We start from the raw sequence: 12687 nt of genomic DNA, 5'->3' as shown, positions 1-12687 counted from the left end.
TGTTTAATTTAGTTGAAAACATTGTAGCGGTAGCAAGCAAATCATGCCGCACGGATATTTTAAACGGCCGGTTTGACCTGCAACCAAAACGTCACCGGTCCATCGTTGGTGAGTGAAACCTTCATATCTGCGCCGAGTTGCCCGGTCGCGATATTGGCATGCCGTACGCGTGCCTGCGTGACGAAGTAATCAAACAGGGCCCGCGCCAGATCCGGCGCTGCCGCTGGCGTGAATGAAGGGCGCGTACCAGAGCGCGTATCGGCTGCCAGCGTAAACTGCGGCACCAGCAATACGCCACCCGCGGTATCGACCACACTCAGGTTCATCTTGCCTGCTGCATCCGAAAACACGCGATACGACAACAATTTGCCGAGCAAGGCATCTGCTTCCTTCTCGGTATCACCGCGCTCTGCACACAGCAAGACCATCAATCCGGCATCGATCGCGCCTACGGTCGCACCATCCACCACGACGCTGGCATGCGCTACCCGCTGCAAAAGTGCAATCATGCAGTCCTGCTTAAGCCAGCGTTACGCGTGCAAACTTGCGCTTGCCGACTTGCACTACCAGGGTGCCGGCTTCCACTTTCAATGCTTTATCGCTGACGACGGTACCGTCTATCCGTACCCCGCCCTGCTCTACCATGCGCAAGGCTTCCGAAGTCGAAGCACACAGGTTCGCCTGCTTGAGCAATTGGCCTATGCCCAAAGGCGCACCTGACAGCGCGACCTCAGGGATATCATCCGGAATACCGCCTTTGGAGCGATTGACGAAATCGGTCAATGCATCTTCGCCGGCTTGCACCGAATGGAAGCGTGCAACGATTTCCTGCGCCAGCAAGACTTTGACATCGCGCGGATTGCGACCGCCTTCGATATCTTGCTTGAACTGGGCAATTTCGGCGAGTGATCGGAAAGACAACAATTCGTAGTAACGCCACATCATCACATCGGAAATACTCATCAGCTTGGCAAACATGGTGTTAGCCGGTTCGGTGATGCCGATGTAATTGCCTTTGGATTTCGACATTTTTTCGACGCCGTCCAAACCCTCGAGCAAAGGCATGGTCAAGATGCATTGCTGCTCCTGGCCATAGCTTTTTTGCAACTCACGACCAACCAGCAAGTTGAATTTTTGATCAGTACCGCCCAGCTCCAGGTCGGATTTCAAGGCGACCGAGTCGTAGCCCTGCATCAGCGGGTACAGGAATTCATGCAGCGAGATAGGCGTATTCGCCTTGAAGCGCTTGGTGAAGTCTTCACGTTCGAGGATGCGCGCCACCGTGTATTTGGCCGACAGCTCAATCATGCCGCGCGCACCCAGCGGATCGCACCATTCCGAGTTGTAGCGGATTTCGGTACGTTCCGGATCCAGCACCAGGCTGGCTTGCGAGAAGTAGGTCTTCGCGTTTTCTTCGATTTGCTCTTTCGTCAACGGCGGACGGGTGATGTTGCGGCCGGACGGGTCGCCGATCATGGAGGTGAAGTCGCCGATCAGGAAGATGACCTGATGGCCCAGATCTTGCAACTGACGCATCTTGTTCAATACGACGGTGTGGCCCAGGTGCAAATCTGGTGCAGTCGGGTCCAAACCAAGTTTGATGCGTAAAGGCTTGCCAGTTTGTTCAGAGCGCGCGAGCTTTTGCGCGAACTCTGATTCGATTAACAATTCTTCAACGCCGCGCTTAGCGACCGCCAAGGCCTCTTGCACCTTGTCTGAGAGAGGCAATTGATCAGCTTTGCTGCTAGAAGAAACGTCCATATCGTAAAAGTAAATTGTAAAAAAAGGGGTAAGAAAAACAGAAATCGGTACAATGCTTTTTTAATTTAATTCCAGCTACTCTAACCTTGCCGTTCATCAACTTATAAAAACACAAGAAAGAGAAACCGAACAAGCGGCAGATTTTAACTTATTGCATGTTCACATTAAATAAATTACTTAGCGCAAGCTCAGCCAGCAAAAAGCTACTACTCGGATCATCCCGCAAAACCCGCATCGTTTCAGCCTCCGCATTGCTGTTGGCAGTGTGTGCGTTTGGTGCAGCAGGCGTAGCCCCTATGGCCCCTGATGCAGATGATTTGCCGATCAAGTCCATTACGCAGGAATTGCAGCTGCCGCACCTGGCCGACCAGATCGCAGCGCTCGACAAACTCCAGCAAAATTACATCAGCGAAGAACGCGTGCGCTCCGGCGACACCCTCGCGACTTTGCTGGGCCGCCTTGGCGTCGATGACGATGCCGCTACCGCCTTCATCAAATCAGATGCCGTTGCCCGCAATGTGATGCAACTGAAAGCCGGCAAGCGCGTACAAGTGCAAACCAATGAAGACGGCGAACTGAGCTGGCTCAGCAGCACGACCGGTACCGGCGTCGGCAATCTGAAGAACATCGAAATCCGCCGCGAAGGCAAAGGCTTCAAAGCCACCGAAAAAGCGGTTGCGATGGAACGACGCATAGAAATGCGCTCCGGCGAAATCAGGTCCTCACTGTTCGCCGCTACCGACGCTGCACAAATCCCGGATAACGTCGCTTCGCAAATCGTCGATATGTTTTCCACCAACATCGACTTCGGTTCCGACCTGCGTCGCGGTGACCGCTTCAACGTCGTCTACGAGACATTCTGGCAAAACGGTGAATACGTCTATGCCGGCCGCGTACTCGCAGGCGAATTCATGAATGGCCCGGCAACCTATCAATCGGTCTGGTTTGATGACCCTAGCGTTGCTTCCAGCGGCGGCTACTACGGCTTTGACGGCAAATCGCTGAAAAAGGCCTTCCTCAAATCACCACTGGAATTTTCGCGTATCTCGTCCGGCTTCTCGGTCCGCAAGCATCCTATCTCCGGCTTGTGGAAAGCACATAAGGGCGTCGATTTCGCTGCTGCGATCGGCACGCCTATCCGCGCTTCCGGCGATGGCGTGATCGACTTTGCCGGCACCCAGCGCGGTTACGGCAATGTGGTCGTCATCAAGCACTGGTCCAAATATTCGACCGCTTATGCGCACATGAGCCGCTTTGCCACCAATCTGCGCAAAGGCGCCAAAGTCAGCCAGGGCCAGGTAATCGGCTATGTCGGCATGACCGGCTGGTCGACCGGCCCGCATTTGCATTATGAGTTCCGCGTCAACAATGAAGCACGTGATCCGATGACAGTCGACATCCCGAATGCACAGCCGTTGACCGCATCGCAGATGCAAAAATTCCGCAACGTCGCTACCGATATGACACATCGCTTTGCTTTGCTGAGCCCGGAAAATAACAACGTCCGCCTCGCCGCGAAATAAACCGCAATATCCGGACGGATCACAAGTACGTGATCCGCTCCCACAAAACCGTTCGTCCAGTGTAGAGTGAACTACCCTGACGAACGGTTTTTTTATGTCTACTGATTCTTCCCTCTTCATCGGCCTGATGTCCGGTACCAGCCTGGATGGCGTCGATGGCATCCTTGCCGAATTTTCCACTGATGGCACAGTACGCCAGACACTGGCCTCGGCTTATATTCCCTTCCCCGATGACTTGCGTACCGAACTAATGGCCTTGCAAAGCCCGGGCCCGGATGAAATCCATCGCGAAGCGCTGGCCGCCAACGCCCTGGTTACTTATTACGCCGAATGCGTGGCCGACCTGCTGCAGCAGGCACAAGTGGGCGCAGACCGTGTTGCCGCCATCGGCGTCCACGGACAAACCATACGCCACCGACCTGAGCATGCTTACACCCGTCAAATCAACAACCCGGCCTTATTGGCCGAACTCACCGGCATCGATGTGATCGCAGACTTGCGCAGCCGCGACATTGCGGCCGGCGGCCAGGGCGCGCCCCTGGTGCCGGCCTTCCATCGTGCCCTGTTTGGTTCGAGGGATGAAAACCGCGTCGTCGTGAACATAGGTGGCATCGCCAATATCAGCGTCCTGCCACATAACAGCGCGGCGGCAGTGATCGGCTTCGACACCGGCCCCGGCAATGTCTTGATGGATGCCTGGATCGCGCAGCACAATGGCCAACCATATGATGCGAACGGTGACTGGGCGAGAACCGGCAAGGTCGATGCCGGCTTGCTCAAGACTTTGCGCGACGAAGCCTTCTTCGCTGCACCGCCACCAAAGAGCACCGGCCGCGATTTATTCCATCCGGCCTGGCTGGCGCAAAAACTGGCTGACTTTCCAAACCTGGCCAGTGCCGACGTACAGACTACGCTGGCGGTCTTCACTGCCACCACGCTGGCCGATGCGATCAAACTGCATGCGCCGCAAACCCAGGCGGTCTATGTGTGTGGCGGCGGGGCTTACAACCACTATCTGCTGACGCTGCTGCACTATGCATTGAAGCTGCACCAGGCAGACATCAAGGTCGAATCGACCGCCGCGCTGGGGGTTGCGCCGAACCAGGTGGAAGCACTGGCTTTTGCGTGGCTGGCGCAACGCTTTACGGTACGTGAGCCGGGCAACCTGCCATCGGTGACCGGGGCGCGCGGCTTGCGGATATTGGGCGCGCTGTATCCGGCCTGAGCATGCAAAGCATACAGGCATAAAAAAAGCGCAGAATCTTCTGCGCTTTTTTACATCCGGAAACGAGCTGTATCGTTTGCCCGCTGAGTCTTTTACTTGAGCTTAAGCCGAGAATGAAGAACCGCAACCGCAAGTCGTCGTTGCATTCGGATTCTTGATCACGAATTGCGCGCCTTCCAGGTCGTCCTTGTAATCGATTTCGGCGCCGACCAGATACTGGTAGCTCATCGAGTCGATCAACAGCTGCACGCCGTTCTTGGTCATGGTGGTGTCGTCTTCATTGACGATTTCATCGAAAGTGAAACCGTACTGGAAGCCCGAACAACCGCCGCCTTGAACAAACACGCGCAATTTCAGGTCTGGATTACCCTCTTCTTCGATCAGTTCTGCAACTTTCATTGCAGCGCTGTCGCTGAAAACGATAGGGGATGGCATTTCGGCAACTGCATTCATTTCAGGCTCCTGCTGGAAAACGGTAGTTCATTATAGACCCTAGCCGCGTTTTACGTATTATTCGCGGCAAGTATAGGTACTGCCAACTTCAAAATCGGTTCATCGACCTCGTGGGTCAGCTTGCCGGAGACAACGGCACCGCCGTGCATTTCCAGCGCTTTGTAATTTACATCACCAGTTATGCGGGCTTTCGGCTGCAATTCAAGCAATTCCGATGAAAATACCGGGCCGACTATTTCCCCATTGACAAGTAAATGTGCAACCCGCACTTCACCTTCAACCCGCGCGTGCTCAGAAATCACCAACATGCTGATTTCATCCGCTTGCGCAATCACATCGCCCTTGACGCAGCCATCTATGCGCAAACCGCCCTTGAAATGGACGTTACCGCTAATAATTGTAGAGGCGCCGATCAGGCTATCTATCGTACTTTTTGCTTTACGGCTAAACATGATGACGCTCCTTTACAAATTTGAAGACTGTTGTGCACGCAGGGCACCCTTTTCAAGGACTTTGATCTGGACTGATTTAAGCACCGCGCCTGCCGGTATCGGAAGCTCGCCTTCGATACGCTGGTAATGCCTGAACGAGAGCTTGAATTTATCCGTTTCGTCCGGCTTAGGGAAAGTCATCATAGCACTTTTGCCGTCCTGCACCAGCGTCACAATAAGCTGGTAATTACCCGTGAAATCATGGCCTGCCTTGCCACCTTGCATCAATAACAAGCGATACCGCAATTGCGTCGGCTCGACCATTTCCGCCTTCAGGCGCCGTATCGTGATCCCTTGCGCGCCGGTATCGGTAGGCAGCAGGCTTTCAAAAAAGGCCAGGTCTTCTTTCAGCTTGGTATTTTCGGATTCCAGGGTTTTAATCTGGCGCGACAATTGTGCCTGCAGCGAGCGCTCTATATTGAGCTGGCTCTCCGCCGCATTCACCGTCGTTTCAAACTTATCCCGCTCGGCGCTGGCCTGCTTCAGTTGCTCCTGCACCTCGGCCAATTGTGCGGTAGTGGCACCCGGCTTGAAACCGGTGAAGCTGCGCCCGAGGTCGTACGCCCACATCGCCATCGCACCGCCCAAGCCCACCACGATCGCGATGAATACCGCACGTAAAGGCCACGGCAGGTGATTCTTGATCGTCATGCGCGGTGCCGAAATCGACCAGCGGCGTAACCATAGCTTGCGCTGCAGCGATTTGAAAACCGGTTTTGGCTTGCTCATGAATCAGATACGCAGCATTACGGCAGAACCGGGATGTGCATCAAACCGGTCGTTTCATCCAGGCCGAACATCAGATTCATACATTGCACCGCCTGACCGGAAGCGCCCTTGACCAGATTGTCCTGCACCACCAGCACAACGACGGTATCGCCGTCATCCGGACGATGCAGCGCGATGCGCAACATGTTCGAAGCGCGGGTCGAACGGGTTTCAGGATGCGAACCGAACGGCATCACATCAATGAACGGTTCATTGCCATAAGCCTTTTCAAACAGGGCTTGCAGCGCTGCATTGTCGATATCCTTCGTCAGGCGCGCATACAGCGTCGAATGCATGCCACGTATCATCGGTACCAGGTGCGGCGTGAACAGCAAGCCGACTTTATCCTTGGTCAAGAAGCGCAAACGCTCCAGGGTTTCCGGCGAATGGCGATGACCGGATACACCGTAAGCTTTGAAATTGTCACCGGCTTCGGAGAACAAGGTGGCGACTTCAGCTTTACGACCGGCACCGGAAACACCCGATTTGCAATCGGCGATCAGGTGCGACGCATCAATGACGCCGGCTTGCAACAAAGGGGCAAGGCCCAGTTGCATCGTAGTCGGGTAGCAGCCCGGGTTGCCGACGATACGCGCCTTGCGGATCGCGTCGCGGTTCAACTCAACCAGGCCGTAGGCCGCTTCTTTCAATAATTCAGGGCAGCTATGCGGGATCTTGTACCACTTCTCAAAGGAAGCGATGTCTTGCAAACGGAAGTCAGCAGCAAGGTCAATGACCTTGACGCCAGCTGCCAGCAATTCCGGCGCTTGTGCCATGGCCACACCGTGCGGCGTAGCGAAGAAGACAACATCACACTCAGTCAGTTTGGCTTTTTCCGGCGCTGAAAACGCCAGGTCCACACGTCCGCGCAATGAAGGAAACATGTCTGCCACCGGCAAACCATCTTCCTTGCGCGACGTAATCGCGGTGAGTTTGACTTCCGGGTGCGTTGCCAACAAGCGTAACAACTCCACGCCTGTATAACCGGTGCCGCCGACGATGCCAACCTTGATCATGTTTCTTCCTAGCAAAATTTACTTCGTTTTATTTTAACAGGCGATGGGCTGCCTACGCTCGCCCCATCCTGGTTTCCAACTGCAAACAGGGATAAAAAAAGCCGCCAGGCGTAAACCAGGCGGCTTTTCGATGCTCTGAAAACGCAGATTAACGCTTGGAGAACTGTTTGGCGCGGCGTGCTTTGCGCAGACCGACCTTTTTACGTTCAACTTCACGTGCATCACGAGTAACGAAGCCTGCTTTGGACAGTTCCGATTTCAATGTTGCATCGTAGTCGATCAGTGCACGGGTGATGCCATGACGCACCGCGCCCGCTTGGCCGGATTCACCGCCGCCGTTGACGTTGACCATGATGTCGAATGTTTCAACATTGTTGGTCAGTTCCAGAGGCTGGCGAATCACCATCAGACCGGTTTCGCGCGAAAAATATTCATTCGCTGGCTTGCCGTTGACGACGATCTGGCCGGAGCCGGATTTGATGAAGACGCGAGCCACTGCACTCTTGCGACGGCCGGTTCCGTAATTGTAGTTACCGATCATGTCTATTCCTTAGAGTTCAAGTGCTTTAGGTTGCTGCGCAGCGTGCGGATGAGTTGCCTCAGCGTACACTTTGAGCTTCTTGATCATCGCGTAGCCGAGTGGGCCTTTAGGCAACATGCCTTTGACCGCTTTCTCAAGCGCGCGACCCGGAAAACGCTGTTGCATTTTCAGGAAATTGGTTTCATAGATACCGCCTGGGTAACCCGAGTGGCGATAGTATGTTTTTTCTGTTGCTTTGGTACCGGTCACGCGCAGTTTGCCTGCGTTGATCACGACGATGAAATCGCCGGTGTCGACGTGAGGAGTAAATTCCGGTTTGTGTTTGCCGCGCAGTCGGAGTGCCACTTCGCTGGCAACACGTCCGAGGACTTTGTCCGTCGCGTCAATCACGAACCAATCGCGCTGGACTTCGTGTCCTTTAGCGGAGAAGGTTTTCATGATGACTTCCTAAATAATTAAATCGCTCAAATGGTGGTTACGCCTGCTTGCTGCTACATGCGTACTCGGCCTTGTTATCTCTTCCTGAGCAAACGAAAGAACCGCAGATTATAGACTTTTCAAGGACTTAGCGTCAAATTTAACTGCGTATTTCGCTGGAATTTACCGGCAAAACGTTGCGATCCGGGCGCTTTGATGCCGAAAAGTCATGGAATTTGCATCCGCCGGGCAATTTTCGTACTTGTGCACGCTTCTTCAATTCCATCGCCAGCAGTTACAATGACGCAAAATCAACCTGCAACTTTACGAGAACACCATGGAATGCACAGTACGCTGGACCGGCTTGTCCGGCATGACCTTTTTAGCTGAAACCGGCTCCGGCCACGTCGTCGCAATGGATGGCGCACCGGAGGGTGGCGGCCGCAACCTGGCGCCACGCCCGATGGAAGTTGTACTGCTGGGTACCGGCGGCTGCACCGCCTATGACGTGGTTGTCATCCTGCGCAAGAGCGGCCAGGACGTCCGTGGCTGCGAAGTGTCGCTCAAATCGGAGCGCGCAGAAACCGATCCGAAGGTATTCACCAAAGTCCACTTCCACTTCACGGTCACCGGCCGCAACCTCAAGGCCAACGTGGTGGAACGTGCAATCAAGCTGTCGCATGATAAATACTGCTCGGCTTCCATCATGATGGAAAAAACCGCTGAAATCACCCACTCTTTCGAGATCGTGGACGACGCGGCGCCACTCGCCGCTTAAATCTCCACCCTGCATCGCCAAAGACTGCCGTAACGCTACGGCAGTCCTCTTCCTGCATGCGCCCCAAGTGCGCGACAGCAACTATTATTAAGGCACTATAAATAATAGGCGGTGCTGGTCATGACTTTGGCCATCGCCTGCATACCCATTTGCGCAAGCGGCGGCACTGTTTGCGCGCCCAGGGCATGCGCCGCAGCCCCATGCTCCGCCTCATCCGCGCTCATTTGCTTCACGATCGCCAGGGACTTCGCGTCTTGTGGCGGCAGGCTGCTTAAATGCTGGTTCAGGTGCGCTTCGACCTGACGTTCGGTTTCCACCACAAAGCCCAGGCTGCGCGCATCACCCAGCGTCGCGGCAACTGTGCCTAGCGCAAAAGCGCCCGCATACCACAGCGGATTCAGCAAGCTGGGACGTGAACCCAGTTCGCGCAAACGCTCGGCAGTCCATGCCAGGTGATCTTCTTCTTCCCTTCCTGCCAACAAAAGCTGCTGCCTGATGGCCGGACTGCGCGCAAATTGCGCCTGTGCCTGGTACAGCGCTTGCGCACATACCTCGCCGACATGGTTGACCCGCATCAGCCCGGCGCTGTGCCGCCGCTGCGCGTTATCCAAATCACCATCCGCGACCTTGGCCGCAGGATTCGGACGCCCGGCAACGGACACGCCACTCATCACACGCAAGGCGCTATCGAAATGCTGGATCAAACGATCAGGAAACTGCATATGGTTTTCTACCTATTCAAAACGAATGTTGCATGAGAACGACACTCAATTACCCATTAACTGTGTCTTTTGCAAAATGTTAACGCACGTCAAAAAGCCCGGGGGGCAATTTAGCTTAGCCTTGCGCAGCAAAACAAATAAGATGCCGCTTTTATTCAACTTCGGCCACGTACTGCCGATGAAGAACAAGGGCTTAACCGACAACCAGATCAAACGACACCTTAAATGAATGCCTTGTATTTTGCGCTAGCCCTCAGCAGCACCTTGCCCGATACCGCTATCGCCCAAGCCCAAGCTCAACCGTCAATGACGATCTATGGCACGTTCAAGGATGCGAACGATGAAAGCAATAATGAGCAAATTGCAAAAAAACCGTTCGCCGGCACCAATTACCAATCGACCATCAACATTTACGGCACGATAGATGCGGGCATCCGTAATGTTACCAATACCAACAAGAATGGTGGCGATACATTGAAGATGGGTTCGAACGGCGAGTATTACAACAATCGCATCGGCATCAAGGGTACTGAAGATCTGGGTGGCGGCCTGAATGCCCACTTCCACCTGGAAACCGGCTTCAACACCGGTACCGGCGCGTTGGATAACAATGCCGGCCGCTTTTTCAATCGTATTTCATCGGTGGGCGTGGCCGGCTCTTTCGGCTCCATCGACTTTGGCCGCATGCCTTCGGTTTCCTGCAAAACCATTTTTGCCTACGACCCTTTCCAGTATCGCTATGTACAAATCGTGCCGCTGGCAGGTGCATCGGCCGGCAATGCGGATGGCAATGCGCCCGGTTTTCCATGGGGCACCATCGGCGGCACGCGCTTCAGCAACGATGTCCAATATATAGGCAAGTTCGACAATGTCACCATCCTGGCCGAATTTTCCACCGGCGAAGTCAGTGGCTCCAACAGCAATGGCAGCGCGCAAGCGGTCGGCTTTACCTATCGTCCCGGACCATTTGTCATCGGCGCGGCCTACACCCGGCAAAAACCGAATGTCTCCATCACCGGCACGCCGGAATACCAGCAACAAAACCAGATTACCTTCGGCGGCGCTTATCAAGCTGATGGCTTGCGCATTGCCGGCGGTCATATAAATACAGAAGCTGATACCGCCATCCAGGGGATTAACAATCAGGCAAAGAACAGCTGGATAGGCGCGAGCTACGACTTCACGCCGGCGATCAGCGTCACTACCGGCTACTACCGGACCACTTTAGCTACCGGCAACGTTGAGAAAGCCAGCCGCAACCTGCTGATAGTAGGCGCGACCTACGCCCTATCAACCCGCACCAATCTTTATCTCGGCCTGGACCGCGCAAGCCTGGGTGGTTTTGTATCTTTGACAGCTGGGGCAAAAACCCGACAAACCGGCACCTCGCTCGGCATCAACCATATGTTTTAACTGCGGCATGATTTGATGAGGTAAGCAGGCATGGCAGCCAAAACGTAAAATCCAACCGAAAAATCCAGATAGGCAAAAAATAATATCGTTATTTTTTAGACAATATTCGCATGCTTCAGGACAAATCACGCGTGCCTCATTTTGGAATTGAAACGCACCGCTTTGTTGCGAAAAAACGTCACTTCAGCCGATTCACCCATGCGCTTTTGATATTTTGGTTGTCACTCACAGCGGATTTTGTTTCAATCAATCGTCGTCTTGCAATAAGGATTGGGCAAGACAGGCAGCTCCGCAGGACTTCATGTACCACTTGCTAGTCAAGTGATGCATTTTTAAAACAACATTTGAGGAACATTTAAATGAAAAAATCGCTTCTGGCATTAGCCGTATTGGGCGCATTTGCAGGTGCTGCATCGGCACAATCGTCCGTTACCGTCTACGGTATCGTTGACCTCGGCTTTGCACACGTGGACGACGGCTCCGCTGCAGGCAGCAAAAACGGTATCGATTCCGGTGGCCAATCGGCTAGCCGTATCGGTTTCAAAGGTACAGAAGATCTGGGCAATGGCCTGAAAGCTCTGTTCCAATTGGAAGCAACTATCGCTGCTGACACTGGCGCTGCATTCAACACAGCAACTGCAGCTACTTCGGGTCCTAACACCGGCCTGTCGAACAACTCGGGCGGCTTTAACCGTTTCGCAACTGTTGGTCTGCAAAGCGCAGCATTTGGTACCGTTCTGTTGGGTCGCCAAACTTCGGTAATCAAAGATGCATACGACCAAATCGATCCGTTCGGTGACGGCGGCACAGTTGGTGCGATCAGCTCGATCTTCTTCAACGGCGCATTGGCTGGTGACTTCGGTCGTATCTCGAACTCGGTTAAATACACATCGAATTCGTTCAGCGGCTTCAAAGCTAACGCAGCTTACGGCTTCGGCGAAACAGTTGGCGACACTGGCGCAAACAGCAACTACGGCCTCGGCCTGGGTTACGCAAATGGCCCATTGAACGTTCAGTTCGCTTACCACAACCAAGACCGTACAAACGCAGCTTTGGTTCAAACTGGCGAAAACAAGTTGATGCTCTTGGGCGCAACTTACGATTTCGGCGTTGTTAAACTGCACGGCGCATACGCTGATACCAAATTGGAAGCTCCAATCGGTACAGAAGTTAAATTCCGTAACTACATGATCGGTGCTAGCGCTCCAATCGGCCCAGGTACATTGTTTGCTTCGTACAGCGCTAACGACAACCGTACGGTTGGCGATTCTGACGCACAAAAATTCGCTATTTCGTACTCGTACGATCTGTCGAAACGCACCAACCTGTACACCGGTTACTCCCGTACATCGAACGATAACGGTTCCCGTATCGGTCTGGGCGGTACAGCTCCACTGGGCGAAACAGCTTCGATCTTCAACGTTGGTATCCGTCACAAGTTCTAATTCCCGGCAGGCCTAGCCTGCTTGGTTTGAACTGTACGAAAGAAAAAGGCACCTTCGGGTGCCTTTTTTTATTGCCTGCATTTCCCCGAACATCCCTGCCATTTGGATATCCGCAACATTGCGGCTGATCCATC

At 54.0% G+C, this 12687-nt stretch carries 14 protein-coding genes; 5 read left to right on the top strand and 9 right to left on the bottom strand.

What is annotated here, in order from left to right; genetic code table 11:
- Positions 1 to 59 precede the first annotated feature (59 nt).
- Both dtd and tyrS read right to left on the bottom strand, forming a co-directional pair.
- Complete coding sequence (dtd, locus tag ACFQPC_RS16970) at positions 60 to 509, bottom strand: D-aminoacyl-tRNA deacylase (RefSeq protein WP_382273031.1); 450 nt, start codon at positions 507 to 509, stop codon at positions 60 to 62.
- Positions 510 to 519: 10 nt separating this feature from the next.
- Positions 520 to 1761: a tyrosine--tRNA ligase gene (tyrS, locus tag ACFQPC_RS16965; RefSeq protein WP_382273030.1), complete on the bottom strand. Its 1242-nt coding sequence runs from the start codon at positions 1759 to 1761 to the stop codon at positions 520 to 522.
- Positions 1762 to 1916: 155 nt separating this feature from the next.
- On the opposite strand from tyrS, the gene ACFQPC_RS16960 reads away from it, so the two are divergent.
- Positions 1917 to 3284 (top strand): M23 family metallopeptidase, encoded by a 1368-nt coding sequence (locus tag ACFQPC_RS16960; protein ID WP_382273029.1) that lies wholly within the window; start codon positions 1917 to 1919, stop codon positions 3282 to 3284.
- Between the two features lie 94 nt (positions 3285 to 3378).
- Positions 3379 to 4509 (top strand): anhydro-N-acetylmuramic acid kinase, encoded by a 1131-nt coding sequence (locus ACFQPC_RS16955; protein WP_382273028.1) that lies wholly within the window; start codon positions 3379 to 3381, stop codon positions 4507 to 4509.
- Positions 4510 to 4611: 102 nt separating this feature from the next.
- Here the strand turns inward: ACFQPC_RS16955 and erpA are convergent, their stop codons facing one another.
- The 6 genes from erpA to rplM all read right to left on the bottom strand — a co-directional run bounded on the left by erpA (position 4612) and on the right by rplM (position 8216).
- Entirely contained in the window at positions 4612 to 4962 is a 351-nt protein-coding gene (erpA, locus tag ACFQPC_RS16950; protein WP_012078164.1) for an iron-sulfur cluster insertion protein ErpA, read from the bottom strand.
- A 50-nt stretch (positions 4963 to 5012) separates the two neighbouring features.
- Positions 5013 to 5414, bottom strand: coding sequence for a bactofilin family protein (locus ACFQPC_RS16945; protein ID WP_012078163.1), 402 nt, complete (start codon positions 5412 to 5414; stop codon positions 5013 to 5015).
- Positions 5415 to 5426: 12 nt separating this feature from the next.
- The gene (locus ACFQPC_RS16940; protein WP_382273027.1) at positions 5427 to 6182 is read right to left on the bottom strand and encodes a DUF6776 family protein; all 756 of its coding nucleotides are present in this window, start codon (positions 6180 to 6182) and stop codon (positions 5427 to 5429) included.
- 17 nt (positions 6183 to 6199) lie between these two features.
- On the bottom strand, positions 6200 to 7237 hold the full coding sequence (gene argC / locus ACFQPC_RS16935) for an N-acetyl-gamma-glutamyl-phosphate reductase (protein ID WP_382273026.1): 1038 nt from the start codon (positions 7235 to 7237) through the stop codon (positions 6200 to 6202).
- Between the two features lie 148 nt (positions 7238 to 7385).
- Complete coding sequence (gene rpsI / locus ACFQPC_RS16930; RefSeq protein WP_012078160.1) at positions 7386 to 7778, bottom strand: 30S ribosomal protein S9; 393 nt, start codon at positions 7776 to 7778, stop codon at positions 7386 to 7388.
- 9 nt (positions 7779 to 7787) lie between these two features.
- Complete coding sequence (gene rplM / locus ACFQPC_RS16925; RefSeq protein WP_012078159.1) at positions 7788 to 8216, bottom strand: 50S ribosomal protein L13; 429 nt, start codon at positions 8214 to 8216, stop codon at positions 7788 to 7790.
- A gap of 316 nt (positions 8217 to 8532) precedes the next feature.
- Between rplM and ACFQPC_RS16920 the strand changes: the two genes are divergently transcribed.
- Positions 8533 to 8973 carry an OsmC family protein gene (locus tag ACFQPC_RS16920; RefSeq protein WP_382273025.1) on the top strand — a complete coding sequence of 147 codons (441 nt, stop codon included), beginning with the start codon at positions 8533 to 8535 and terminating at the stop codon, positions 8971 to 8973.
- Between the two features lie 95 nt (positions 8974 to 9068).
- On the opposite strand, the gene coq7 is transcribed toward ACFQPC_RS16920, so the two are convergent.
- On the bottom strand, positions 9069 to 9695 hold the full coding sequence (coq7, locus tag ACFQPC_RS16915; protein WP_382273024.1) for a 2-polyprenyl-3-methyl-6-methoxy-1,4-benzoquinone monooxygenase: 627 nt from the start codon (positions 9693 to 9695) through the stop codon (positions 9069 to 9071).
- Between the two features lie 225 nt (positions 9696 to 9920).
- Between coq7 and ACFQPC_RS16910 the strand changes: the two genes are divergently transcribed.
- Both ACFQPC_RS16910 and ACFQPC_RS16905 read left to right on the top strand, forming a co-directional pair.
- Positions 9921 to 11108: a porin gene (locus tag ACFQPC_RS16910; RefSeq protein WP_382273023.1), complete on the top strand. Its 1188-nt coding sequence runs from the start codon at positions 9921 to 9923 to the stop codon at positions 11106 to 11108.
- Between the two features lie 359 nt (positions 11109 to 11467).
- Positions 11468 to 12553 carry a porin gene (locus tag ACFQPC_RS16905; protein ID WP_382273022.1) on the top strand — a complete coding sequence of 362 codons (1086 nt, stop codon included), beginning with the start codon at positions 11468 to 11470 and terminating at the stop codon, positions 12551 to 12553.
- The last annotated feature ends 134 nt before the right edge of the window (positions 12554 to 12687 follow it).

The sequence above is a fragment of the Herminiimonas glaciei genome (assembly GCF_042664955.1).
Classification (GTDB): Bacteria; Pseudomonadota; Gammaproteobacteria; order Burkholderiales; family Burkholderiaceae_D; genus Oxalicibacterium; species Oxalicibacterium glaciei.
Note: the sequence above shows the minus strand (reverse complement) of the source record. Positions and strands in the feature narration are given on the sequence as shown.

What these genes read in the sequence shown, in the direction of transcription:
- dtd (WP_382273031.1), bottom strand. Translation starts at nt 509, where the DNA reads ATGATTGCACTTTTGCAGCGGGTAGCGCATGCCAGCGTCGTGGTGGAT.
- tyrS (WP_382273030.1), bottom strand. Translation starts at nt 1,761, where the DNA reads ATGGACGTTTCTTCTAGCAGCAAAGCTGATCAATTGCCTCTCTCAGAC.
- ACFQPC_RS16960 (WP_382273029.1), top strand. Translation starts at nt 1,917, where the DNA reads ATGTTCACATTAAATAAATTACTTAGCGCAAGCTCAGCCAGCAAAAAG.
- ACFQPC_RS16955 (WP_382273028.1), top strand. Translation starts at nt 3,379, where the DNA reads ATGTCTACTGATTCTTCCCTCTTCATCGGCCTGATGTCCGGTACCAGC.
- erpA (WP_012078164.1), bottom strand. Translation starts at nt 4,962, where the DNA reads ATGAATGCAGTTGCCGAAATGCCATCCCCTATCGTTTTCAGCGACAGC.
- ACFQPC_RS16945 (WP_012078163.1), bottom strand. Translation starts at nt 5,414, where the DNA reads ATGTTTAGCCGTAAAGCAAAAAGTACGATAGATAGCCTGATCGGCGCC.
- ACFQPC_RS16940 (WP_382273027.1), bottom strand. Translation starts at nt 6,182, where the DNA reads ATGAGCAAGCCAAAACCGGTTTTCAAATCGCTGCAGCGCAAGCTATGG.
- argC (WP_382273026.1), bottom strand. Translation starts at nt 7,237, where the DNA reads ATGATCAAGGTTGGCATCGTCGGCGGCACCGGTTATACAGGCGTGGAG.
- rpsI (WP_012078160.1), bottom strand. Translation starts at nt 7,778, where the DNA reads ATGATCGGTAACTACAATTACGGAACCGGCCGTCGCAAGAGTGCAGTG.
- rplM (WP_012078159.1), bottom strand. Translation starts at nt 8,216, where the DNA reads ATGAAAACCTTCTCCGCTAAAGGACACGAAGTCCAGCGCGATTGGTTC.
- ACFQPC_RS16920 (WP_382273025.1), top strand. Translation starts at nt 8,533, where the DNA reads ATGGAATGCACAGTACGCTGGACCGGCTTGTCCGGCATGACCTTTTTA.
- coq7 (WP_382273024.1), bottom strand. Translation starts at nt 9,695, where the DNA reads ATGCAGTTTCCTGATCGTTTGATCCAGCATTTCGATAGCGCCTTGCGT.
- ACFQPC_RS16910 (WP_382273023.1), top strand. Translation starts at nt 9,921, where the DNA reads ATGAATGCCTTGTATTTTGCGCTAGCCCTCAGCAGCACCTTGCCCGAT.
- ACFQPC_RS16905 (WP_382273022.1), top strand. Translation starts at nt 11,468, where the DNA reads ATGAAAAAATCGCTTCTGGCATTAGCCGTATTGGGCGCATTTGCAGGT.